24 protein-coding genes are annotated in these 19997 nt (G+C 69.3%); 14 read left to right on the top strand and 10 right to left on the bottom strand.

What is annotated here, in order from left to right; translation table 11 throughout:
- Nucleotides 1–4: 4 nt before the first annotated feature.
- From FKO37_RS40025 to FKO37_RS40010, 4 genes are all read right to left on the bottom strand, one after another.
- A complete protein-coding gene (locus FKO37_RS40025; RefSeq protein ID WP_238607805.1) occupies nucleotides 5–583 on the bottom strand; it encodes a hypothetical protein in 579 nt (192 codons plus the stop codon).
- 70 nt (nucleotides 584–653) lie between these two features.
- A complete protein-coding gene (locus FKO37_RS40020; RefSeq protein ID WP_238607804.1) occupies nucleotides 654–980 on the bottom strand; it encodes a hypothetical protein in 327 nt (108 codons plus the stop codon).
- Between the two features lie 86 nt (nucleotides 981–1066).
- Nucleotides 1067–1672, bottom strand: a complete 606-nt coding sequence (locus FKO37_RS40015; RefSeq protein WP_238607803.1) for a DUF3558 domain-containing protein — start codon at nucleotides 1670–1672, stop codon at nucleotides 1067–1069.
- Nucleotides 1669–2097 (bottom strand): hypothetical protein, encoded by a 429-nt coding sequence (locus FKO37_RS40010; protein WP_238607802.1) that lies wholly within the window; start codon nucleotides 2095–2097, stop codon nucleotides 1669–1671. The genes FKO37_RS40015 and FKO37_RS40010 overlap by 4 nt, the downstream gene beginning before the upstream one ends.
- Before the next feature lie 73 nt (nucleotides 2098–2170).
- Between FKO37_RS40010 and FKO37_RS40005 the strand changes: the two genes are divergently transcribed.
- Nucleotides 2171–2407, top strand: a complete 237-nt coding sequence (locus FKO37_RS40005) for a helix-turn-helix domain-containing protein (protein ID WP_238607801.1) — start codon at nucleotides 2171–2173, stop codon at nucleotides 2405–2407.
- Between the two features lie 66 nt (nucleotides 2408–2473).
- Here the strand turns inward: FKO37_RS40005 and FKO37_RS40000 are convergent, their stop codons facing one another.
- Nucleotides 2474–2647 carry a MerR family transcriptional regulator gene (locus FKO37_RS40000; protein WP_238607800.1) on the bottom strand — a complete coding sequence of 58 codons (174 nt, stop codon included), beginning with the start codon at nucleotides 2645–2647 and terminating at the stop codon, nucleotides 2474–2476.
- A gap of 123 nt (nucleotides 2648–2770) precedes the next feature.
- On the opposite strand from FKO37_RS40000, the gene FKO37_RS39995 reads away from it, so the two are divergent.
- The 6 genes from FKO37_RS39995 to FKO37_RS39970 all read left to right on the top strand — a co-directional run bounded on the left by FKO37_RS39995 (nucleotide 2771) and on the right by FKO37_RS39970 (nucleotide 7151).
- A complete protein-coding gene (locus tag FKO37_RS39995; RefSeq protein ID WP_238607799.1) occupies nucleotides 2771–2992 on the top strand; it encodes a hypothetical protein in 222 nt (73 codons plus the stop codon).
- A complete protein-coding gene (locus FKO37_RS39990) occupies nucleotides 2982–3260 on the top strand; it encodes a helix-turn-helix transcriptional regulator (RefSeq protein ID WP_238607798.1) in 279 nt (92 codons plus the stop codon). Before FKO37_RS39995 ends, FKO37_RS39990 begins: the two co-directional genes overlap by 11 nt.
- Before the next feature lie 477 nt (nucleotides 3261–3737).
- Nucleotides 3738–3953: a hypothetical protein gene (locus tag FKO37_RS39985; protein ID WP_238607797.1), complete on the top strand. Its 216-nt coding sequence runs from the start codon at nucleotides 3738–3740 to the stop codon at nucleotides 3951–3953.
- Nucleotides 3950–5122: a DNA-processing protein DprA gene (gene dprA, locus FKO37_RS39980; protein WP_051728739.1), complete on the top strand. Its 1173-nt coding sequence runs from the start codon at nucleotides 3950–3952 to the stop codon at nucleotides 5120–5122. Before FKO37_RS39985 ends, dprA begins: the two co-directional genes overlap by 4 nt.
- A gap of 51 nt (nucleotides 5123–5173) precedes the next feature.
- Nucleotides 5174–6193 (top strand): tyrosine recombinase XerC, encoded by a 1020-nt coding sequence (locus FKO37_RS39975; RefSeq protein ID WP_037810310.1) that lies wholly within the window; start codon nucleotides 5174–5176, stop codon nucleotides 6191–6193.
- Between the two features lie 109 nt (nucleotides 6194–6302).
- Nucleotides 6303–7151: a FliA/WhiG family RNA polymerase sigma factor gene (locus FKO37_RS39970; protein WP_374204433.1), complete on the top strand. Its 849-nt coding sequence runs from the start codon at nucleotides 6303–6305 to the stop codon at nucleotides 7149–7151.
- Nucleotides 7152–7333: 182 nt separating this feature from the next.
- On the opposite strand, the gene FKO37_RS39965 is transcribed toward FKO37_RS39970, so the two are convergent.
- On the bottom strand, nucleotides 7334–7894 hold the full coding sequence (locus tag FKO37_RS39965; RefSeq protein ID WP_238607795.1) for a murein hydrolase activator EnvC: 561 nt from the start codon (nucleotides 7892–7894) through the stop codon (nucleotides 7334–7336).
- 1295 nt (nucleotides 7895–9189) lie between these two features.
- On the opposite strand from FKO37_RS39965, the gene rpsB reads away from it, so the two are divergent.
- From rpsB to FKO37_RS39940, 5 genes are all read left to right on the top strand, one after another.
- Nucleotides 9190–10089, top strand: coding sequence for a 30S ribosomal protein S2 (rpsB, locus tag FKO37_RS39960; RefSeq protein WP_037810313.1), 900 nt, complete (start codon nucleotides 9190–9192; stop codon nucleotides 10087–10089).
- A gap of 82 nt (nucleotides 10090–10171) precedes the next feature.
- Entirely contained in the window at nucleotides 10172–10987 is an 816-nt protein-coding gene (tsf, locus tag FKO37_RS39955; protein ID WP_037810315.1) for a translation elongation factor Ts, read from the top strand.
- 96 nt (nucleotides 10988–11083) lie between these two features.
- Nucleotides 11084–11830 (top strand): UMP kinase, encoded by a 747-nt coding sequence (pyrH, locus tag FKO37_RS39950; RefSeq protein WP_037810316.1) that lies wholly within the window; start codon nucleotides 11084–11086, stop codon nucleotides 11828–11830.
- A 49-nt stretch (nucleotides 11831–11879) separates the two neighbouring features.
- Nucleotides 11880–12437 carry a ribosome recycling factor gene (gene frr / locus FKO37_RS39945; RefSeq protein ID WP_037810317.1) on the top strand — a complete coding sequence of 186 codons (558 nt, stop codon included), beginning with the start codon at nucleotides 11880–11882 and terminating at the stop codon, nucleotides 12435–12437.
- A gap of 374 nt (nucleotides 12438–12811) precedes the next feature.
- The gene (locus FKO37_RS39940) at nucleotides 12812–13717 is read left to right on the top strand and encodes a phosphatidate cytidylyltransferase (protein ID WP_238608407.1); all 906 of its coding nucleotides are present in this window, start codon (nucleotides 12812–12814) and stop codon (nucleotides 13715–13717) included.
- 28 nt (nucleotides 13718–13745) lie between these two features.
- Here the strand turns inward: FKO37_RS39940 and FKO37_RS39935 are convergent, their stop codons facing one another.
- Entirely contained in the window at nucleotides 13746–14588 is an 843-nt protein-coding gene (locus tag FKO37_RS39935) for a VOC family protein (protein WP_238607794.1), read from the bottom strand.
- Between the two features lie 109 nt (nucleotides 14589–14697).
- Between FKO37_RS39935 and FKO37_RS39930 the strand changes: the two genes are divergently transcribed.
- Nucleotides 14698–15522 (top strand): class I SAM-dependent methyltransferase, encoded by an 825-nt coding sequence (locus tag FKO37_RS39930; RefSeq protein WP_238607793.1) that lies wholly within the window; start codon nucleotides 14698–14700, stop codon nucleotides 15520–15522.
- Here the strand turns inward: FKO37_RS39930 and FKO37_RS39925 are convergent.
- On the bottom strand, nucleotides 15456–16124 hold the full coding sequence (locus FKO37_RS39925) for a PadR family transcriptional regulator (protein ID WP_238607792.1): 669 nt from the start codon (nucleotides 16122–16124) through the stop codon (nucleotides 15456–15458). The genes FKO37_RS39930 and FKO37_RS39925 overlap by 67 nt on opposite strands.
- Before the next feature lie 171 nt (nucleotides 16125–16295).
- Here FKO37_RS39925 and FKO37_RS39920 point away from each other — a divergent pair, with 171 nt between their 5' ends.
- A complete protein-coding gene (locus tag FKO37_RS39920; RefSeq protein ID WP_037810321.1) occupies nucleotides 16296–17948 on the top strand; it encodes a glutamate--tRNA ligase in 1653 nt (550 codons plus the stop codon).
- A gap of 43 nt (nucleotides 17949–17991) precedes the next feature.
- On the opposite strand, the gene FKO37_RS39915 is transcribed toward FKO37_RS39920, so the two are convergent.
- Together FKO37_RS39915 and FKO37_RS39910 are read right to left on the bottom strand one after the other, a co-directional pair.
- Nucleotides 17992–18636, bottom strand: a complete 645-nt coding sequence (locus FKO37_RS39915; RefSeq protein WP_238607791.1) for a response regulator transcription factor — start codon at nucleotides 18634–18636, stop codon at nucleotides 17992–17994.
- The gene (locus FKO37_RS39910; protein ID WP_238607790.1) at nucleotides 18621–19829 is read right to left on the bottom strand and encodes a sensor histidine kinase; all 1209 of its coding nucleotides are present in this window, start codon (nucleotides 19827–19829) and stop codon (nucleotides 18621–18623) included. Before FKO37_RS39910 ends, FKO37_RS39915 begins: the two co-directional genes overlap by 16 nt.
- Nucleotides 19830–19997: the final 168 nt, after the last annotated feature.

The following is a 19997-nucleotide window of genomic DNA, read 5'->3' as shown; positions in this document are numbered from 1 at the left end:
CCCGCTAGCGGATGACCAGCGGCACCACAATGGCCACGATCGCGACGATCAACGCGAGGAACGCCACGACGTATGACCGTTTGGCGTAGTCGCGAGATTTCTCCGCGACCGCCTGTGATTCGGCGGCGGCGCGCTGTCCTTCCTCGGCCAGTTCCAGCGCCCGCTTCTCGCGTTCTACCCGCTCGGCTTCGCGCGCTTCCCGCACAGCCTCCTTGCGGGCGTCCTCCGCCCGTTTCTCGTCCATTGCGGCCTCGAAATCGGCCATCACCTGGCTTGACTGGAAGGACGCCTTCTCGATCGCGTCGGCCATCGTGTTGTGCGGGGCGAGAAGTTCCTTCTCCGCCCGCTGCATGTCTGCCGACAGTTGCTTCATCTCCGGCGGCGTGATGTTGATCTTGGGGAACTGGACCGCCTGCACAATGCCCCGCTTTGCGGTGTCCACGATGTCGCTCATCGCCTTGCGCGCGATGCGAATCGCTTCCTCGTCGCTCATCCCCTCGGCGCGCTCCCGTAGGCGCTCAAGGCTGGTGGGCTCAGCACCCTTGTCGTTTTCGTCGCTCACGTCGTGATTGTCGTCCGGCACGGCGGTCACGCTACGCGTTGGGCGGTCACAGTTCGGCGTCGCAGCTACAGGCGGCCGGTGAAGGGCGGCCCTACCTCGCGTCCTTCGACGCTGCCCATCGCCACGCCTTGCGCACGCCCCGGCCAGCTGCCCACCCGATCGTTTCAGCCGTGGCCTTTGCGTTGAACATGGCCGTGTCGTCTTCGGAGTCGGTCAACTTGCCCTGGTGCCTGAGGCCCACGACGGTCACGAACTCGTGCAGCGCGGCCGGAATTCCGGCCATCAGGTCTTCCTCCGACATCGCGTGGATGTTGTGATGCGTCGTGGTCGCGCGCGGACGCCCTTCCATCGCGGGCAGTTCGACGCGCACCCGGAACCACTTCGGCTGCGCTTCCCAGCTCAGCTCGTCCTCGGTCACAGCGCCTCCACGATCGACGGGGCGGGCCCGGAGACCCGAGGGGGAGGGTGGGCACCGGACCCGCGTCGCCGATCCTTCCACAGCGGCTAGCGGCCCGCCTTCTGCTTGAGGTTGGTCAGCACCTGCCCGGCGATCTGGGTCGAGATCGGGCAGGCGTCGGCGGTGCTGCCGTTGCCCACGGACACGCTGACGACGAAATCGGCGGTGTCGGCGATGCCGACCGCGACCTGGCAGAAGGGCGAGACCGAGCCCGGTTTGTCGGAGTACGCGACGGCCGGGTAGCCCTGGACCGGCGGCAGCACGTCGAACCGCTTCATCTGCTTCCGCGTCTGGGCGTAGTACGGGCTCAAACCCTCGTGCCGCTTGTTGGTGAAGAAGACGCCGAGGCTGGCTCCGGCCGTGTTGGACCAGGTGCACGACGAGCCGATCGGCAGCGTTTCCGGCTCGCCGTCGGCGGCGTGGCCCACGTCGGCCTTGACCTGTTCGGGGGTGAGCGCGTCGCACGGGCTCCCGGAGATGATGCTGTCCGGCAACGGGTGCTCGACCTTCGGTGCTCCGGCGTAGGGCAGCGAGCCTGCGGAGGTCGATCCGGGTGCGCTCGTCGCGGGTGAAGGGACACCGCCCGTAGGGGTCGAGCACGCGGCGAGCAACAACCCGGCCGCTGCGGCGGTGAGGAAGATACGGGACTTCATTCGCTCTTTCCTGCTCCGGTGATCAAGCCGCCCTGGTCCTCGTCGCTGGCCACGGTGACGCCGAGCGCAGTCTGGATACGTTCGACAAGCTCGGTGACGTATTCGAGCTGGAGATCGATGTGCCCGCCGCCGTAGGAGTAGGCCCCGAGCTGTCCTTGGCCGTCGCCGTGCATCGCCTTGTGCGCGGCGGCGGTCGACGGGTCTTGCGACGGCGTCTGCATCGAGCACAGGTACGCGGCCTTGGCTTGCATTTTCTTGAGCTTCTGCTGGACGCCGGTCAGCTTCGTGAGCAGCATCCGAGCTTCATCGGGCTCCAAGACGAAGCCGTCCGGCGCGTTGGCTTTGTCGTCCCGGGTCGCGGCGACGGTGAACGCGGTGTCTTCCCACATTGATCGGTGCAGCCCCTCCCCGGCCAGTGTCTGCATTTGCAGACAGTCACGGATGGTATCGGATCGCCGACCCCCGGTGGGGCAGAACGGGAAGGGTAGGTTGCTGCGCATGGCGAAGGAACCGCAGTCGGAAGCCACGCGGGAGCTGGGCGCGCGCGTGCGCGATCTGCGGGAGCAGCAGGGCATCAGTCAGGAGGAGCTTGCCCGGCGCGCCGGAATCCACTGGACGTTCGTCAGCCAGGTGGAGCGAGGCTTGCGCAACGTCAACCTGCACAGCCTGCTCAAGTTTGCCGCCGGATTGGGTGTCGACCCGGCCGAGTTGGTTCGGGGGCTCAAGCTGCCTTAGGGCAGCGGTTGCGCCGAACTGCGGCTGCTAACTGCCGCAGGACTCCGCGGTCGCGACGCGAGCCGGTCAGCGGCGGTCGTGCAGCTGACGTTTGAGGTCTTCCACGTCCCACCGGGCGTGCCCTCCCGGCGTCACGACTTCCGGACTGACCTCTCCGGCTTTCCACCACCGTTGCAGCGTTCGGCGGTCGACGCCAATGGCCTTGGCGGCGTCGGCGGTCGGAACTAGGCGGGCGGGCATTCGCCTACTTTCGCCCGCAGATGTCGCAGTCGTCCATTGGAGTGACGCACTCCACCGCGCTCACCCGCGAACAAACGCATTCACGTACAGTTGTCGCGTTTCGCCGTGTTCGGGGAGGTGGCCATGAGCGGACGAGCGGCCGTCATGCCGGTCTGGACCGTGACTACGGACGGGCTGCGGCACCTGGTAGTGCAGGTTCTGCGGCACACCGACGGGACGATCGTCAAGGCGATGTGCCGACGGTGGCTGATCCCCGCGCCGCCCATCGGCGACGCCCCGGCGTGCCCTGAATGCGCCGAACACGACGGCCCGGAGGAACCCGGGCGCAGCTCTCGTGCGCAGTGACGACGCCCCGCTGTCGAACGAGCTGGGCCGTGCGCTGCGCGAGGCCCGCGAGTCCGCCCACTGGGGCGTCCGGGAACTGGCTCGGCGGGTCGGGGTTACCCCCAGCCTGATCTCGGCGTGGGAACTTGGGCACCGGACGCCGAAGCCGCTGGACGTGGCGGGCATCCTCGGCGCGCTCGGCGTCGTCGGCACAGAGAAGGCGCGCATTCTCTACCTGGCCCTCGCCGCAGAGCTGGAGAAGTTCGGGAACAAGTTCTCGGACGGCTGACCGGGCGTGGGAAAAAGAACAGCTAAATCACGTGCCACGGGATCGCCTGGACGCTGGCCGACCTGGCCGCCTTGTCCCAACCCGACACCGACCACGTCACCGCGGCCCTGGACTTCCGAGAACGCAAAACCGGCTGATCCACCCCGCACACCGAGCCCGCCCAACGCGAGCGCCAGGAAATTTCGGCGGGCATCAGCTCGCTTCGGTGCATGACCCGCCTCCGGCAAGAGGTTCTGCCGTCTGCTCAGCCGTGCCCGGCGAACAGGCCGAGTAAGCGGCCGTGTGCGCTGACCGCGGCGGTCCCCGGAGGTCCGCCCAGCACCTTCTCGCCGATGTCCGGACCAGATGTCCCAACTCCTAGACCCGCAATCCTGCGTCCCAGCCCAGCCCAGCCCAGCCCAGCCCAGCCCAGCCGCGGCCCCCCAGTCTCGGACCGGCAAGCCTGCCCGTCCGGAATCCCAACGAAAGGAAAGCACCATGTCCCACCGAGCCATCCCGTCCTCGTCCCAGCGCACCCGGCACCGCAGGCCGAAGACGCCGCAGCACAAGATCGTCCGGCATCTGCATCCGGTCCGGCACCGGGAAGTCCGCCCCGAGCACGATCCGGTCCGGGTCCGAGAACGGTTAGCGCTGCACCGCCACCTCGCCGTCGTCCGCCCCGAAAACCCCGGTAGCCGAAGAGGTGCGGCGTGAGCATCGCCGTTGAGGACCAGACTGCGGCGACCGACTCCGAACGCCTCGCCCGCGCGTATCTGCTCGGCGTCGCGGAGCCACCGGCACCGCATCTGCTGGAGTTCGTCGGCGAACAAGGGCCGGTCGCGGCCGCCGAGCGCGTACGGGCCGGGGACTGTCCCGAGAAGGTTCTCCGCGAAACAGCCGCGCGGCGGGAATCCACGATCGCGGAACAAGATCTCGAGGCAGCCGCCAAAGCCGGTGCCCGGCTCGTGGTTCCCGAAGACCACGAATGGCCCGCGTGGCCACTGCTGTCGCTAGCGGTAGCAACCGGAAACGGCGTAAAGCACGTGGCGGCGCCGCTCGGGCTCTGGGTGCGCGGCGACGCGAGCCTGGCCGAAGTCGCGGACCGCGCGGTGGCGGTCGTCGGCGCTCGGATGGCCACGGACTACGGCCTGCACAACGCCGTCGAGATCGGCCACGCCTTGGCAACCCGCCAAGTACCGGTCTTCTCCGGTGCTGCCCTGGGCATCGACGCCGCCGCCCACCGAGGCGCGCTCAGCGGCGGCGGGATCACGGTCGCGCTCCTCGGTTGCGCAGTCGACTATTCCTATCCGGTTGGGAACAGCGGCTTGTTGGACCGCATCGTCGCCGAGGGCGGTGCGATCGTCAGCGAGTACGCGCCGAAGACCCCGCCCGCACGCCATCGATTTCTGGTGCGAAATCGCCTTATCGCAGGTCTTACCGACGGCACAGTCGTTGTGGAGGCCGGAATCCGTAGCGGTGCGCGCAATACCGCCACCATCGCGGGTGCGCTCGGCAAGGTCGTGATGGCGTTGCCGGGATCAGTGCATTCGGGCAGTTCAGCCGGTTGCCACGCACTGATCCGGGACTGCAAGGCCACGTTGGTCACTTCGGTTGACGAGGTGCTCGAAACCGTGGGCAGGTTCGGCACCGCTGCTCCCGCGGCCGAGTCGAGTCGGCGGCCCACGGACAATCTCGGTCCGGAGGCATCACGGGTCTACGACGCGCTGCTTCCGCGGGCTGGCCGGGCTCCGGAAGAGGTAGCGGAAAGCGCTGGAGTGCCTGTTTCCCGAGTTCGCGCCTTGTTGCCCGCACTGGAAGTCGACGGTTTCGCGGTGCGCGGCGAGACCGGCTGGCGGCAGATAGTCCGAACGGCCAACCGATGATGGGCGTGGCGATGCTTGACCAATGGCGATGGTTCGCGCAGCGTAATCGTCATGCCGTCAGCGAGTGCACGCAAGGACGCGGTCCCGCGTCCCGGTGGACACCGGAAACGCCCGCCACGACCCGATCTTCGTGCACTTCGCGCCGAATTGCCGGAGTCCGCCGAATCGGTGGTGGCCGGTTACGAACGGCATCTGTCGCTGGAGCGTGGGCTGTCGCCGCACACCGTGCGCGCGTACGTCGGCGATGTCGTTTCGCTGCTGGCGTTCCTGACCGTGGGGGAGGGCGACCGTCCCGCGCGGCGCTTTGAGGACTTGGATGTCACCCAGCTGCGCGCGTGGCTCGCGGGGCAGCGCTCGGACGGCGCCGGGCGCACCACCCTCGCGCGCCGCGCCGCGGCCGCGCGCACCTTCACGGCTTGGGCGCACCGCACCGGTTTGCTGAAGTCGGACCCGGGCGGTCGGCTGGCCGCGCCGCGCACGCACCGGACCTTGCCCGGGGTGCTCCGCGCCGAGCAGGCCGACGCGCTCATGGACGCCTCCGCGAAAGGGGCAGCCGAACGGGATCCGGTCGCTCTGCGTGACCGCGCGTTGGTCGAAATGCTGTACGCAACCGGCATTCGGGTGTCGGAGTTGTGCGGACTGGACGTCGGCAGCGTGGACTTTTCCCGCCGCGTGGTTTCGGTGGTGGGCAAGGGAGACAAGGAGCGGACGGTTCCGTTCGGCGTCCCGGCGGCCGAGGCGCTGACCGCGTGGCTGGAGGACGGACGGCCTGCGCTGGCTGGGGAAACGCCGCCGGCGGCGCTTTTCCTGGGCGTTCGCGGCAAGCGTCTCGACCCGCGCGCGGCGCGCCGGGTGGTGCACGAGGCGGTGGCCGCGGTGCCGGGCGCAACAGACATGGGGCCGCACGGGCTAAGGCATTCCGCCGCGACGCATCTGCTCGAAGGAGGTGCCGATCTCAGGAGCGTTCAGGAACTGCTTGGTCACGCTACGCTGGCCACGACCCAGCTCTACACTCATGTGACCGTCGATCGGCTGAAGGCGATCCATGACCGAGCACACCCGCGGGCCTGACGCGGCCGGCGGAGGCTCGGCCGGGGACGGCAGGGCCGAACCGTCGGCGCACGCGCATCCGCACGAGCACGGAGACAACACTGAGCAGCACGCCGAGAACGACCGTGCAATGACTTCCACATCGCAGGTCACGGAAGCCGGGGCGGCACGCCCCGGCGTGCAGGACGCCGTCAGCGGGGACGGTCGTCCTGGTCAGGACGTCGACGCGGGGATTCAGGCGCTGTGGCAGCAGTTCGCCGACAAACCGGACCAGACGTCGCGCGACCGGCTGGTGCTGCACTACGCACCGCTGGTGAAGTACGTCGCGGGCCGGGTCGGCACCGGTCTGCCGACGCACGTAGACGTCGGCGACCTTGTGCAGTCAGGCATTTTCGGTCTGGTCGACGCGATCGAGAAGTTCGACCCGGAACGCGGCCTGCGCTTCGAGACGTACGCGATGCAACGCATCCGCGGCGCCATCCTGGACGACCTGCGCTCCCAGGACTGGGTCCCCCGCGCGGTGCGCAGCAAGGCGAAGGAAACGGCCCGCGCCCTGGAACGCCTCGGCGCCCGCCTGCACCGAACCCCGACCGACGCCGAACTCGCCGGCGAAATGGGCATCAGCCTCGACGACCTGCGCGACTTCTACGGCCAGCTCCGCCTCACCAGCGTGGTGGCGCTGGAAGACCTTGTCGCCGCGGGCAAAGACGCCGGCTCGCTGGTCGACACCCTCCCCGACGACGGCGCGGTCGACCCGGTCGCCGTCCTCGTGGACCAGGACAACCGCCGCCAGCTCGCCGAAGCCATCGCGCAGCTGACCGACCGGGACAAGATCGTCGTCAGCCTCTACTACTTCGAAAGCCTGACCCTCGCGGAAATCGGGAAGGTCCTAGGAGTCACGGAATCGCGCGTAAGCCAGCTGCACACCCGCGCGGTGATGCGGCTGCGCGCCAAGCTGATGGAGCAGCCCAGCGGCTGACCCCCGGATCCGCAACCGGCGCAACGATTGCCTTGTTCGCAACGCTGTCCGGTGCTGAGGCGCGGTCGGAGCGGAGCACGGGCCGACGCGGCGGTGGTTGCGGACCACTGTCGACGCGGCGGTGGTTTGAGCCTAGTGACCTCCTACGGATCGATCGGCCGGTAGCTGGGGCTGCCTTGGTGTCACGGGCCTTCCGCCCACGGCTTGAGGCGTACTCGGCTGGGAGTGCCGACCAAGGCGAGTGGGTCGATGTATTCCGTGCCGCGGCGAGCTCCCCAATGCAGGCAGGTGGCGGTCGGGCAACCGGGATGGCCGGGGACGGCGGTTCCCAACGGCTGGCCGCGGTAGATCTGGTCTCCGGCGGCGACTGTCGGGGTGATCGGGAGGTAGGTCGTGTGGAGGCCGCCGTCGTGGTCGACGGCGACTACGCCTTGGCCCGCGACTTGACCGGCGAAGACCACCACTCCCATGTCCGCGGCCAGCACCTGTTGTCCGGTGGCGGCTTCCAGGTCTACGCCTCGGTGACCGGGGCCGAACGGGGTCGCGGGCGGTTCGAAGTTGCGGGTGACGTGCGGGCGGGGCGTCAGGGGCCAGGCCAGCCGCCCGGGTTCTTCCGGAACGGGCTGGAGGGGCGCGGCGTCGGCTCGGGAGTGGAGCAGGGCTGCTGAGCCCGCGGACAAGGTCAAGACCGTCGCGAAGATCAGCCACGTTCGGGTGACTTTGCGGCTGCGCGGGGCGAACATCGGGAGTTCGCCGCCTGCTCCGGCCAGTCGCAGTGGTGGGTGACCCCAGCTGAAATCGCAGGGCAGGGAGATTCGGATGCTCGGCAAGAGAGTCGCGGGTCTTGGGCGGGCAGGGCGCAGGAGCCTGCGGGAGGCGAAGAGGGCGTACCGGGTGACGGTGCTCGCGGCGGACCTCGCGCGGGTCCACTTGAGGCGGAGCGCGGTGCGGATTCTGGGCGGCCTGGCGGGTGGTCGTCGGTGGCGGCCGCCGCGCGGGAGCGGACCCGTTGAGGTCGGGGGCGGGATGGCGTCGTCCGGGCTCAGGAGGGCAGCACCTGCCGATGGGTGCTGAGTGAGCAGGGCCGCGGTTGCCAGGACCACCGGATGAGGCGAATCCGGCACCGTCGCTGCCGAGGCCGACACCGCTGGCTCCGACCCCAACCCGGCCGATTCCGATCCCTCTGATCCCGGCCCCGCCGACTCGGCCGCCACCGCAGTCGATGACGGCGACGACGGCAGTGACACTGACGACGCTGGCGGTGGTGTCGCAGGCGGCCGATAGAGCGGCGACGGATTCGGAGAGGGGCCGGATCGGCTGCTCGCTTCTCTGTCCGGGCGAGGCACAGGGGAGGGCACTGAACTGGCCGAGCTCGGCATCGAGGGCGCATGCGACGGGGAAGCCGTGCGGGAGTTGGCGGGACAAGCAGGAGCGTGGGCCACAGAATTCGGTGCCGAGGGCTCACGCACACGGGAAGCCGTGCGTGATTCAGCGGAGACAGCGGCGGGATTGGGCAGAGAACTCGACGTCGAGGGTGCAGGAACCGAGGGCGCAAGCACCAGGGAATCCGCAGGAGAATCGGCAGTGCGGGAAGCAACGGCGGCAACGGGAAAAGATCGCGTAGTGGTCATGTCCCCATCCTCGGGCGCCGACCGACCGGAACCCGCTGTTCAGCGGGGGTTGTCCACAGGTGGGCGCGGTTGTGGACAACTCCGGGCCGGGCGAAGGCTGCCCGCAGGGGCGGGCCTGGTGGCAGGGGGTAGAATCAATTCCGCAGTCCACTCGCTGGGCTGACTTCGCGTGCACGTGCGCGCGTCCCCGGACGGGCCGCTTCTGGCGGGAACCCGGACGGAGGGGCGCACGGTGTCCGGCGGTCCCTGGGGTTTCGCACAGCCGAACCCACGGGTCCGGGCATCGGCTGCGGCACCAGGGCCCACGACCTCCCGGTCGGGGGCGACTAACCGGAACAGCGCCTCCGCGGGCGGAACGAACACCGGCAGCGGGAGCGCGCGACTACAGAAAAGGTGTGATTCCGGCAATGGCCGTCGTCACCATGAAGCAGCTGCTCGACAGCGGCGTGCACTTCGGGCACCAGACCCGTCGGTGGAACCCGAAGATGAAGCGCTACATCTTCACCGAGCGCAACGGCATCTACATCATCGACCTGCAGCAGACGCTGACGTACATCGACCGTGCGTTCGAGTTCATCAAGGAAACCGTCGCGCACGGCGGCACCATCATGTTCGTCGGCACGAAGAAGCAGGCTCAGGAAGCGATCGCCAACGAGGCCGCGCGCGTGGGCATGCCCTACGTGAACCAGCGCTGGCTCGGCGGCATGCTGACCAACTTCCAGACCGTCCACAAGCGCCTTCTCCGCCTGAAGGAGCTCGAGGCCCAGGAGCAGACCGGCGGCTTCACCGGGCTGACCAAGCGCGAGATCCTCACGCTGACCCGCGAGAAGGACAAGCTCGAGAAGACCCTGGGCGGCATCCGGGACATGGCCAAGGTGCCGTCCGCGGTGTGGATCGTCGACACCAAGAAGGAGCACATCGCCGTCGGCGAGGCTCGCAAGCTCAACATCCCGGTCGTCGCGATCCTGGACACCAACTGCGACCCGGACGAGGTCGACTACCCGATCCCGGGCAACGACGACGCGATCCGTTCCGCCGCGCTGCTGACGAAGGTCGTCGCCGAGGCCGCCGCGGCCGGGCTGATGGCCCGTTCCGGCCGCAACGGCGCCTCGGCCGACGCGAAGCCGGAGACCGGTGCTTCGGACGAGCCGCTGGCCGAGTGGGAGAAGGAGCTCCTCGCGGGCTCGGAGACCGCCGCCGCCGACGCGACCGAGGCCGCTGCCGCCACCGAGACGGCCGCCGCGACCGAGACCGCCGCGACCGAAACCGCGGAAGCGACCGGCGAGCAGGCTCCGGCCAACTCCTGATCCACCCCGTCCGGGCGGTCCGCGCAGGGCCGCCCGGACGGCGCTCACCGCACACGTACCTGAAACGGACGGATTCAACACGATGGCGAACTACACCGCCGCTGACGTGAAGCGCCTGCGCGAGATGACCGGCGCGGGCATGATGGACTGCAAGAAGGCCCTCGAGGAGAACGACGGCGACTTCGAGAAGGCTGTCGAGTTCCTGCGCATCAAGGGCGCCAAGGACGTCGGCAAGCGCGCCGAGCGCGCCACCGCCGAGGGCCTGGTCGCCGGCGACGGCGGCGTCATGATCGAGCTCGACTCCGAGACCGACTTCGTCGCCAAGAACGATGACTTCCAGCAGCTCGCGGCGAAGATCGTCGAGACCGCGAAGGCGCTGAAGTCCAGCGACGTCGAGGCACTGAAGGCCGCCGACCTGGACGGCAAGCCGGTCAACGAGGTCGTGCAGGAGCTGTCGGCCCGCATCGGCGAGAAGCTCGAGCTGCGCCGCGTGGTGTCGTTCGAGGGCAAGACCGCGACCTACCTGCACCGCCGCGGCTCCGACCTCCCGCCCGCCGTCGGCGTGCTGGTCGAGTTCACCGGTGACGACGTGGACGCCGCCCGCGGCGCCGCCATGCAGGTCGCCGCGCTGCGCGCGAAGTACCTGACCCGCGAGGAGGTGCCGGCCGAGATCATCGAGAACGAGCGCCGCATCGCCGAGCAGACCGCCCGCGAGGAAGGCAAGCCCGAGCAGGCGCTGCCGAAGATCATCGAGGGCAAGGTCAACGCGTACTACAAGGACAACGTGCTGCTCGAGCAGCCGTCGGTCAAGGACAACAAGAAGACCGTCAAGGCCCTGCTCGACGAGGCGGGCGTGACCCTGACCCGGTTCGCCCGGTTCGAGGTCGGCCAGGCCTGAGCGAGGCACTGGGACTAGGTTCTGGCACTGTGCCCCGTCTCCGCGCATCGGGGACGGGGCACAGTCGGGTCTACCGAGGGGCAGGAGGCGACAGACATGGGTGAGGACCGGGTCGAGGGCGGGTACCGCCGGGTGCTGCTGAAACTGGGCGGCGAGATGTTCGGCGGCGGCGCGGTGGGCGTCGACCCCGACGTCGTGCACTCCGTCGCCCAGCAGATCGCCGACGTCGCGCGCACCGGGGTGCAGATCGCGGTGGTGATCGGCGGCGGCAACTATTTCCGCGGCGCGGAGCTGTCGCAGCGCGGCATGGACCGCGACCGCGCCGACTACATGGCGATGCTCGGCACCGTGATGAACTGCCTCGCGCTGCAGGACTTCCTCGAAAAGGAAGGCCTCCCGACCCGCGTGCAGACCGCGATCACGATGGGCCAGGTCGCCGAGCCCTACATTCCGCGCCGCGCGGAACGGCACCTCGAGAAGGGCCGCGTCGTCATCTTCGGCGCCGGCGTCGGCATGCCGTACTTCTCCACCGACACCGCCGCCGCGCAGCGCGCGCTCGAACTCGGCTGCGAAGCCGTGCTGATGGCCAAGGCCGTGGACGGCGTCTACACCGCCGACCCGAAGACCGACCCGGACGCGAAGATGTTCACCGACATCACCCACCGCGAGGTGCTCGAGCGCGGCCTCAAGGTCGCCGACGCCACCGCGTTCAGCCTCTGCATGGACAACAAGATGCCGATCATCGTGTTCAACCTGCTCACCGAGGGCAACATCGCCCGCGCGGTGGGCGGTGAGAGGATCGGCACGCTGGTCTCGACCCCCGCCGACGAGGCGTCCGCCTAGACCTGCTGGGATCAAGCTCAGGTCCGACAACACAACACCGGGAGTAGCCGTGATCGACGAGACCCTCCTCGACGCCGAGGAGAAGATGGAAAAAGCGGTGTCCGTCGCGAAGGAAGACCTCACGTCGGTGCGCACCGGGCGGGCCCACCCGTCGATGTTCTCCCGCATCGTCGTCGAGTACTACGGTGCGCCGACCCCGCTGAACCAGCTGGCCAGCGTCAACGTGCCGGAGGCCCGGATGGCGTTGATCAAGCCTTACGACCAGACGCAGCTGAACGCCATCGAGAAGGCGATCCGTGAGTCCGACCTCGGCGTCAACCCGAGCAACGACGGCAACGTCATCCGCATCGTCATCCCGCAGCTCACGGAGGAGCGGCGCAAGGAGATGGTGAAGGTCGCGAAGGGCAAGGGCGAGGACGCCCGCGTCTCGATCCGCAGCGTCCGCCGCAAGGCCAAGGAAGAACTCGACCGCATCGCGAAGGACGGCGAAGCGGGCGAGGACGAGGTCGCGCGCGCGGAGAAGGAACTGCAGAACCTCACCGACACCTACGTGCACCAGGTCGACGAGCTGGTGAAACACAAGGAAGCCGAGCTGCTCGAGGTCTGATGAGCCAGGTGAGCGAGGAACGCGACGAGCGGGTGAGCGACACCCCGCCACTGGGCCCGGCCGCCGAGCCGGACCCGGTTTCGCGGCTGGAACCGGCTTCGGAAACCCCTGCTGGGCAGCGGAAATCGGATTCCGCGACGAACGCGCGCGCGGAATCCGGTGCTGCGGCGGGGAATCCCGGGGAATCCGGGGGCGAGTCGGCGAAGGGTGCGAAGGGCGTTCCCGCGGGCGGACTGGCGAAGGGCGCGAAGGCTGCGTCCCAGGGCGGGTCGGCGAAGGGCTCGAAAGGCACCACTGAGGGCGGGTTGGCCGAAGGCGCGAAAGCTGCGTCCAAGGGCGGATCAGCGAAAGGTGCGGCCGAAGGCGAATCCGTCATGCCCGGGGGCAAACCCGAGCGCGGCACGAAGACTGGGCCGGTGAACGGCGGGAAAGCCAGCGACGAAGCGAAAGCCGAACCGGAGAAGAAAGCCTCCCGGGCCGGGCGCAATCTTCCCGCGGCGATCGGCGTCGGGCTGCTGCTCGGGGCCGCGATCATCGTTTCCCTGCTCACCGTCCGGTTCATTTTCATCGGGGTCATCGCCGCCGCGATCGCGGTCGGCACGTTCGAGTTCTCCGGCGTGCTGCGCCGGGTCGCGGACACCAAGGTCGCGCTGATCCCGGTGCTCGTCGGCGGGCAGGCGATGATCTGGCTGGCCTGGCCGTTCGGCCGGGAAGGCGCGCTCACCGCGTTCGTGCTCACCGTGCTCGCGTGCCTGCTGTGGCGGTTGCCCGGCGGCGCGAAGGGCTACGTGCGCGACGTCAGCGCTTCCGTTTTCGCCGCCGCGTACCTGCCGTTGTTCGGCGCGTTCGCGGCCATGCTCGTGCCGCCGCACGACGGGGTCGGGCGCGTGCTCACGTTCCTGATCGGCGTCGTCGCCTCCGACACCGGCGGCTACATCGCCGGCGTGCTCGGCGGCAAGCACCCGATGGCGCCCACGATCAGCCCGAAGAAGTCCTGGGAGGGCTTCGCCGGTTCGATGATCGCGGGCATCGTCGCGGGCGTGCTCACGATCAGCCTGATGCTGGACGGCCACGCGTGGCAGGGCGTCATCTTCGGCGCGGCCATCGTGCTCACCGCGACGCTCGGCGACCTCGTCGAATCGCTCATCAAACGCGACCTCGGCATCAAGGACATGGGCACGCTGCTGCCCGGCCACGGCGGCATCATGGACCGCCTCGACTCGCTGCTGCCCTCGGCCGTCGTGTCGTGGCTGCTGCTGTCGGCCTTCGTCCCGGCCTGAGCCCCCGTCTGAATCCCCGTCTGAATCCTCAGTCGTCGTACGGGTCGTCGACCTCGGCGCGGCCCACGTCTTCCAGCACCTGCGAGTGGTCGATCACCGCGAACACCGCGCCGTCCGGATCGGCGAGGATCGCGGTGCGGCCGAACGGGGTGTCGTACGGCTCGATCACCACCGAACCGCCCAGCATCAGCGCCTCGCCCGCCGCCGCGTCCGCGCCGCGCGCGGGGTCGACCTCGAAGTACACGAGCCAGTGCGGGGGAGTGTCCCGGCGGTACTCGGGACCCATCACGTAGCGGTACAGCACCGCCGTGTGCTCAATGGAATATTCCGCATAGTCGACGCTTTCGCCGTCGCCGACCTGACGGCTCGAGTAGTTGAACAGCTTGGTGTAGAAGTGGTCCGCGGCCACGCCGTCGTGCGTGTTGAGGTCCGCGCCGCTGAACGTGTTGGGCACGCCGCCCGCGAACTGCCAGTCCGGCGGGGCTTCCCAGAACACCACCGGCGCGCCGCACGCGTCGATCGCGTGCACGATGCTGCCGCGCTCGGGAATCGCGATCGGCCCGAGCGTCACCTGCCCGCCGAGGTGCTCGACCCATTCGGCGGCGCTCGCCGTGTGCGGCACCGCGAGCTGCATCGTCCAGCCGGGTGCGCTGCGGGCGCCGGCTTCGTACAGGCCGCCGGCGGGAACCCCGTCGCACAGGGCGATGGAGTACCGGCCGGTCGGCGACGCGGGATCGCGCCGGGTTTCGTAGTCCCAGCCGAAAAGCCGGGAGTAGAAGTCCTGGGTCCGGGCTTCGTCGCGGCACGCCACCTCGACCCAGCAGGGCAGGCCTGCCGGGAGCGTGCGGGCGAGTTGCCAGTCGGTCGACATCGCGTTCTCCTCCCCGAGAGGGTGAAGTCTATTCGGCGGAGCGGCGTTCTACGCTCTGAGCGGGAAAGCTGCCGCGCCCGTCGGAGCCCTGGAGGCGGAGAGGAGTGCCGTGCGCTGGTTGTTCCGCGGCCCGGCGGCGTCGAAGGAAGTCGTTCCCAGTCCGAACATCTGGTACTACCAGGACGTTTACGACGTGGAGAACCGGGCGCAGGACGCGGACGGCGAGATCTGGCGCGTACTGCGCGAGGAGCACGACTGGACCGGCCTCGACGTGCTCGATCTCGGCTGCGGTGACGGATACCACTTGCCGCTCTTCGCCGCGGATGCGCGTTCGGTGCTCGGAATCGAACCGCACCCGCCGCTCGCGCGAGACGCGGAGCGACGGGTGCGGGATCTGGAGAACGTGCGGGTCCGCGTGGGACGAGCGCAGCGGCTGCCGGCGGACGACGTCAGTGTGGACATCGTGCACGCGCGCACCGCGTATTTCTTCGGCCCTGGATGCGAACCCGGTTTGCGCGAAGCGGAACGGGTGCTGCGGCCCGGAGGATCGATCATGATCGTCGACCTCGACGTGACCAGCGAGCCCTACGGCGGGTGGATGCGGGCGGACTTGCCGCACTACGACCCGCCTGCGGTGGAACGGTTCTTCGCCGCGCACGGCTTCAACTGTCGGCGCGTACGCACGCGTTGGCGCTTCGCGGACTTCGCCGCGGCTGAATCAGTGTTGAAGATCGAGTTCAGCGCGAAAGTCGCGCAGCGGGCGATCGCTGACACGCGCCGCCTGAACCCGGGATCGGGCGAGGTGACGCTGCCGGTGGGTTATCGCGTGCACTGCCGCGTCAAACCCACCGGCCTCGTCCTGCCCGGTCACTCGGCTGCCTCTCCGGACTCGGCCGAGCCCTCCGATTCCTCGACCTCGCCGAGGATCGAGTAGATCGACCGGCGTGCCTCGTTGAGCACGTCCACCGCGCGGGCCTGCTGGTTCTCGCTGCCGGCGCGCATCACCTGCACGACCGCCGCGGCGAGCGTCGCGCCCGCCTTGCGCAGGTCGTGCTCGATCGGTTCGACGTCGTCGGTGAAGTGCTCCCACGGCGGCGTGCCGGTCTGCTGTTCGGCGGTGGTGCGGCCCTCGTCGGTGAGCTCGAAGAGCTTCTTGCCGCTCTCGTCGCGGCTCACGACCAGGCCCTCGTCGGCCAGCATCTGCAGGGTCGGGTAGATCGAGCCGGGGCTGGGCTTCCAGAGCCCGCCGCTGCGCTCGCCGATCTCGCGGATGATCTCGTACCCGTGCCGCGGCTGTTCCGCGAGCAGGGTGAGGATCGCCGCCCGCACGTCGCCGCGCCGGCCGCGCCGGGAGCCGCGGCGTCCGCCCGGACCGTGGCCGCGTCGTCCGCGACCGCCGGGCCCGAAGCCGAACTCGCCGAATTCCCGGCCCCACGGGCCGAAGGAGGACCGGCCGTGCTGTTCGTGTTCTCCGTGTTCGTGATGTCCGCCGGGGAACGCGCGTCCGCCGGGGAAGGGGTGTCGTCGTCGGTTCATGGTCTTGAGTTCCTTTCTCGAACTGTTGCGACACGTTCACGATATATCGGAAACGGTCGGTTCGCAACCGTGCCGACAACCCGGGGACCTGGCCGACCGGGGAGGACGGCGGTCGGCGATACTCGAAGCACTAGCGAAAACACCCGAACGACCTGGGAGACCCGACCTCCGATGCTGGACCGTGCGGTCATCGACGCCCTGTTCCCCGCGGATCTGCCCGAGCCTGAGCACTGGGAACAGCGCTATCCGGCCCGGCAGCTGCCCGACGGCGCGAAGGTGACCCGGTTCGGCCCGTCGCCGACCGGCTTCGTGCACATCGGCGGCATCTACGTCGCGACGATCGACCAGGACGTCGCGCGCCGATCCGAAGGCCGCTACCTGGTGCGCGTCGAGGACACCGACCAGTCTCGCGAGGTCGAGGGGGCGCTGGAGCAGTTCGAACGCGGCTTCGCGTACTTCGGGCTGCAGGCGGACGAGGACGCGGTGCGCGGCGGCGAGTACGGGCCGTACCGGCAGTCCGAGCGCGAGCAGATCTACCTCACCTACGTACGGCACCTTCTGCGCGAAGGCCGCGCGTACATCGACTTCGCGACGAAGGACGAGCTGGCGTCGATCACCGCGCGGCAGCAGGCCACGAAGCTCCCGACGGGCTACTACGGCTCGTGGGCGATCTGGCGCGACGCCGACCCGGCCGACGTGCAGGCGAAGCTCGACGCGGGCGAGCCGTGGGTGGTCCGCTTCCGCGCGCCGGACGACACCGGGCAGCGCGTGCGCTTCACCGACGCGATCCGCGGCACCATCGAGGCCGAGGCCAACCGCAACGACGTGGTGATCCTCAAGAGCTCCGACCAGAGCCCGCGGCTGCCGACCTACCACTTCGCGCACGCCGTCGACGACCACCTGATGCGGGTGAACCTCGTGATCCGCGGCGACGAGTGGATCTCGTCGGTGCCGACGCACCAGCAGCTCTTCGAAGCGCTCGGCTTCGAGCCGATCCAGTACGCGCACATCGCGCCGCTGATGAAGCAGGAGGGCGGCAGCAAGCGGAAGCTGTCCAAGCGCAAGGACCCGGAAGCCTCCGTCGACTTCTACCTCGAAGCCGGCTACCCGGTCCCGGCGGTGCTGTACTACCTGCGCGGCCTGGCGAACGGACGGCTCGCCGAGATGCCGCTCGCCGAAGCGCTGGACGCGCCGATCAACCTCGACGAGTGCGGCGTCGCCGGTCCGCTCGTGGACCTGGTGAAGCTGGACGACCTCGCCGCCGACTACGTCGCGACGCTGTCCGGCGAGGAGATCCTCGCGTCGGTGCTGGAGTGGGCTGAGCGATTCGACCCGGAGCTCAAGGCGGTTCTGGAGTCCTCCCGCGAGCTGGCGCTGCGTGCGCTGGCGGTGGAGCGCGAGGGCGTCGAGAACCCGCGCAAGGACCTGAAGAAGTGGAGCGAGTTCCGCGCCGTCTACGGGTTCTTCTTCCCGCAGCTGCACCAGGCGGCGACCGGTCCGGACGACGAGCGGATCGCGGCGCTGGGCGTTCCGGCGGACGTCGTGCGCGCGGTGGCGTCGGACTTCGTGTCCGCGTACCAGCAGCTCGACGACGGCCAGGAGTGGTTCCAGCAGATCCGCGAGGTCGCGGCGAAGCACGGGTTCGCCAAGAACGCCAAGGAATACAAGAAGGACCCGGACGCGTACCCGGGTTCGATCCGCGAGGCCTCGCAGATCATCCGGATCGCGATCACCGGGTCGACCCGCAGCCCGGACCTGCACTCGATCACGCAGGCGCTGGGCGCGGAGGAAACGTTGCGCCGCTTCGACAATCTGGTGAGCTGACCAGCTCGTGAGCGCTGAGGCCGGTTCTGGGCGGCCTCAGCACTCACGAGTTGAGGTAGGTCAGCACCGCCAGGACGCGCCGGTTGCCGGTGTCGTCGTCGGTGATGCCGAGTTTGCCGAACAGCGACGTCGTGTACTTGCTGATCGCGCTTTCGCTCAGGAACAGCCGCCGGGCGATCTCCGCGTTCGACAGGCCTTCCGCCATCAGCTCCAGCACTGAACGCTCGCGCTCGGTCAGCGAGCCGAGGCGCTGGTCCGGCGATCCGCTGGTGAGCAGTTTCGAGATCACCGCCGGGTCCATCGCCGTGCCGCCGGCCGCGACGCGTTCGAGCGCGTCGATGAACTGTTCGGCCTCGAAAACGCTGTCCTTCAACAGATATCCGACGCCGCTGGCCCCGCCGACCAGCAGTTCGCGGGCGTAGAGCTGTTCGACGTGCTGCGACAGGATCAGCACCGGCAGCCCGGGCGTCTCGCGGCGCGCGGCGAGGACCGCACGGAGGCCTTCGTCGGTTTGCGTCGGCGGCATCCGGACGTCGACCACGGCGACGTCCGGCCGGTGTTCGCGCAGCACGGCGACGGTTTCCGGGCCGGTCGTCGCGGTCGCCACCACCTCGTGGCCGTAGGCATGGAGGAGCCGGACCAAACCGTCCCGCAGCAGGTAGAGGTCTTCGGCTACGACGATGCGCATGGCACCATCATCCACGCTCGGGTCGGCCCGCCCGCCGGGCTGGTGATCTCCACCGTGCCGTCGAAGACCGCGAGGCGGCGGCGCAGCCCGGCAAGCCCGCCGTCCGGGTGGATCCCGGCCCCGCCGAGACCGTCGTCTTCGACCGCGGCGCACAGCCGATTCCCTTCCTGCACCAGGGAAACCTGGACGTGCGACGCGTGCGCGTGCTTCACCGTGTTGGCGAGCAGTTCGGCGATTCCGAAGTACAGCGCGGATTCGATCGGCGGATCGAGCGGCTGCGGCAGATCGGCTTCGACTGTCACGTCGAGCGGCAGGTCCATCGCCATCGCGCGGACCGCGTCGGCGAGCCCGCGTTCGTTCAGCACCGGCGGGCTGATGCCGCGGACCAGCTCGCGCAATTCGGTGAGCGACGTGGCGGCGCCGGCCCGGGCGTCGCGCAGCAATTCCTTGGCCTGCTCAGGATCGGTCTCCATCAGCTTCTCCGCCGTCGCCAGCGCGAGGCCGAGCGCGACCAGCCGGGCTTGCGCGCCGTCGTGCAGATCCCGTTCGATGCGACGGATTTCCGCGGCTTGCGCGATGGTCGTGTCCGCGCGCAAGGCGGTCAGGGTGTCGACGCGGTCGGCCAGTTCCATCGTGGCGGACGCGCCCAGGAATCGCGTGGCCACCGGGATGACGCTGCGCCAGGCGTACGGCGCGGTCGCGATCGTGACCAGCAGACCGGCGAGATATCCCTCCGGCAGGTTCACCAGCGTCAGTACCGCCGCGACGACCCCGAGCAGCGGCACGAGCGCGACCAGACCGAACGAGACCGGCGCGATCAGCGCGAACCGCAGGTCCCGCCAGGTCGCCGGGTCGTAGCGCCAGTTCTTCAACCGCTGCTCGCGCCGGGCCTCTTCCTGGGTGCGCGAGTAGGAGTGGCCGTTCCACCAGTATCCGGTCGACAGCTGGGTGATCGGCGGGAGCTTCCGGTATCCGGGCGGGAGCACGATGCCGGTCCAGTTCGCGACCATGACCCGCGTCATCCGGCACACCGGACGCGCCAGCGCCAGCGTCCCGATCGCCGCCCAGATGAACGGCGCGATCCACGACCACGGGCTGCCGCCCCACAGCTGCCACAGGCCGACCGCGGCCGCCCACACGACCGGGATCAGCAGCGCCACGCCCGCTGCCTGGGCGGCGCGGACGAATCCCACCCCGCAGTCCCGTATCCAGGACCGTAGCTGTCGCATCGTTTCTTCCCCCTGTCCATCCGGCTTCGCGGTCCACTGTGCACCACGAAACGCCGGATTCCCGCCGTCGCGGGACAGGAGTGGGTCCAGCCCCACCCCCTTGTGCGGCCAGACCCATACCGGGCCGGGCCG

Source organism: Amycolatopsis sp. Poz14, assembly GCF_006704225.1.
GTDB lineage: Bacteria > Actinomycetota > Actinomycetes > Mycobacteriales > Pseudonocardiaceae > Amycolatopsis > Amycolatopsis nivea.
The sequence above is the reverse complement of the archived record's forward strand: the minus strand, read 5'-3'. Positions and strand labels throughout refer to the sequence as shown.

What these genes read in the sequence shown, in the direction of transcription:
- FKO37_RS39970 (WP_374204433.1), top strand. Translation starts at nt 6,303, where the DNA reads ATGACTTCCACATCGCAGGTCACGGAAGCCGGGGCGGCACGCCCCGGC.
- FKO37_RS39940 (WP_238608407.1), top strand. Translation starts at nt 12,812, where the DNA reads ATGCCCGGGGGCAAACCCGAGCGCGGCACGAAGACTGGGCCGGTGAAC.
- tsf (WP_037810315.1), top strand. Translation starts at nt 10,172, where the DNA reads ATGGCGAACTACACCGCCGCTGACGTGAAGCGCCTGCGCGAGATGACC.
- FKO37_RS40010 (WP_238607802.1), bottom strand. Translation starts at nt 2,097, where the DNA reads ATGCAGACACTGGCCGGGGAGGGGCTGCACCGATCAATGTGGGAAGAC.
- rpsB (WP_037810313.1), top strand. Translation starts at nt 9,190, where the DNA reads ATGGCCGTCGTCACCATGAAGCAGCTGCTCGACAGCGGCGTGCACTTC.
- FKO37_RS39920 (WP_037810321.1), top strand. Translation starts at nt 16,296, where the DNA reads ATGCTGGACCGTGCGGTCATCGACGCCCTGTTCCCCGCGGATCTGCCC.
- FKO37_RS39985 (WP_238607797.1), top strand. Translation starts at nt 3,738, where the DNA reads ATGTCCCACCGAGCCATCCCGTCCTCGTCCCAGCGCACCCGGCACCGC.
- FKO37_RS39915 (WP_238607791.1), bottom strand. Translation starts at nt 18,636, where the DNA reads ATGCGCATCGTCGTAGCCGAAGACCTCTACCTGCTGCGGGACGGTTTG.
- FKO37_RS39935 (WP_238607794.1), bottom strand. Translation starts at nt 14,588, where the DNA reads ATGTCGACCGACTGGCAACTCGCCCGCACGCTCCCGGCAGGCCTGCCC.
- FKO37_RS40000 (WP_238607800.1), bottom strand. Translation starts at nt 2,647, where the DNA reads ATGCCCGCCCGCCTAGTTCCGACCGCCGACGCCGCCAAGGCCATTGGC.
- FKO37_RS39975 (WP_037810310.1), top strand. Translation starts at nt 5,174, where the DNA reads ATGCCGTCAGCGAGTGCACGCAAGGACGCGGTCCCGCGTCCCGGTGGA.
- FKO37_RS40015 (WP_238607803.1), bottom strand. Translation starts at nt 1,672, where the DNA reads ATGAAGTCCCGTATCTTCCTCACCGCCGCAGCGGCCGGGTTGTTGCTC.
- FKO37_RS39965 (WP_238607795.1), bottom strand. Translation starts at nt 7,894, where the DNA reads ATGTTCGCCCCGCGCAGCCGCAAAGTCACCCGAACGTGGCTGATCTTC.
- FKO37_RS39925 (WP_238607792.1), bottom strand. Translation starts at nt 16,124, where the DNA reads ATGAACCGACGACGACACCCCTTCCCCGGCGGACGCGCGTTCCCCGGC.
- pyrH (WP_037810316.1), top strand. Translation starts at nt 11,084, where the DNA reads ATGGGTGAGGACCGGGTCGAGGGCGGGTACCGCCGGGTGCTGCTGAAA.
- FKO37_RS39995 (WP_238607799.1), top strand. Translation starts at nt 2,771, where the DNA reads ATGAGCGGACGAGCGGCCGTCATGCCGGTCTGGACCGTGACTACGGAC.
- FKO37_RS40005 (WP_238607801.1), top strand. Translation starts at nt 2,171, where the DNA reads ATGGCGAAGGAACCGCAGTCGGAAGCCACGCGGGAGCTGGGCGCGCGC.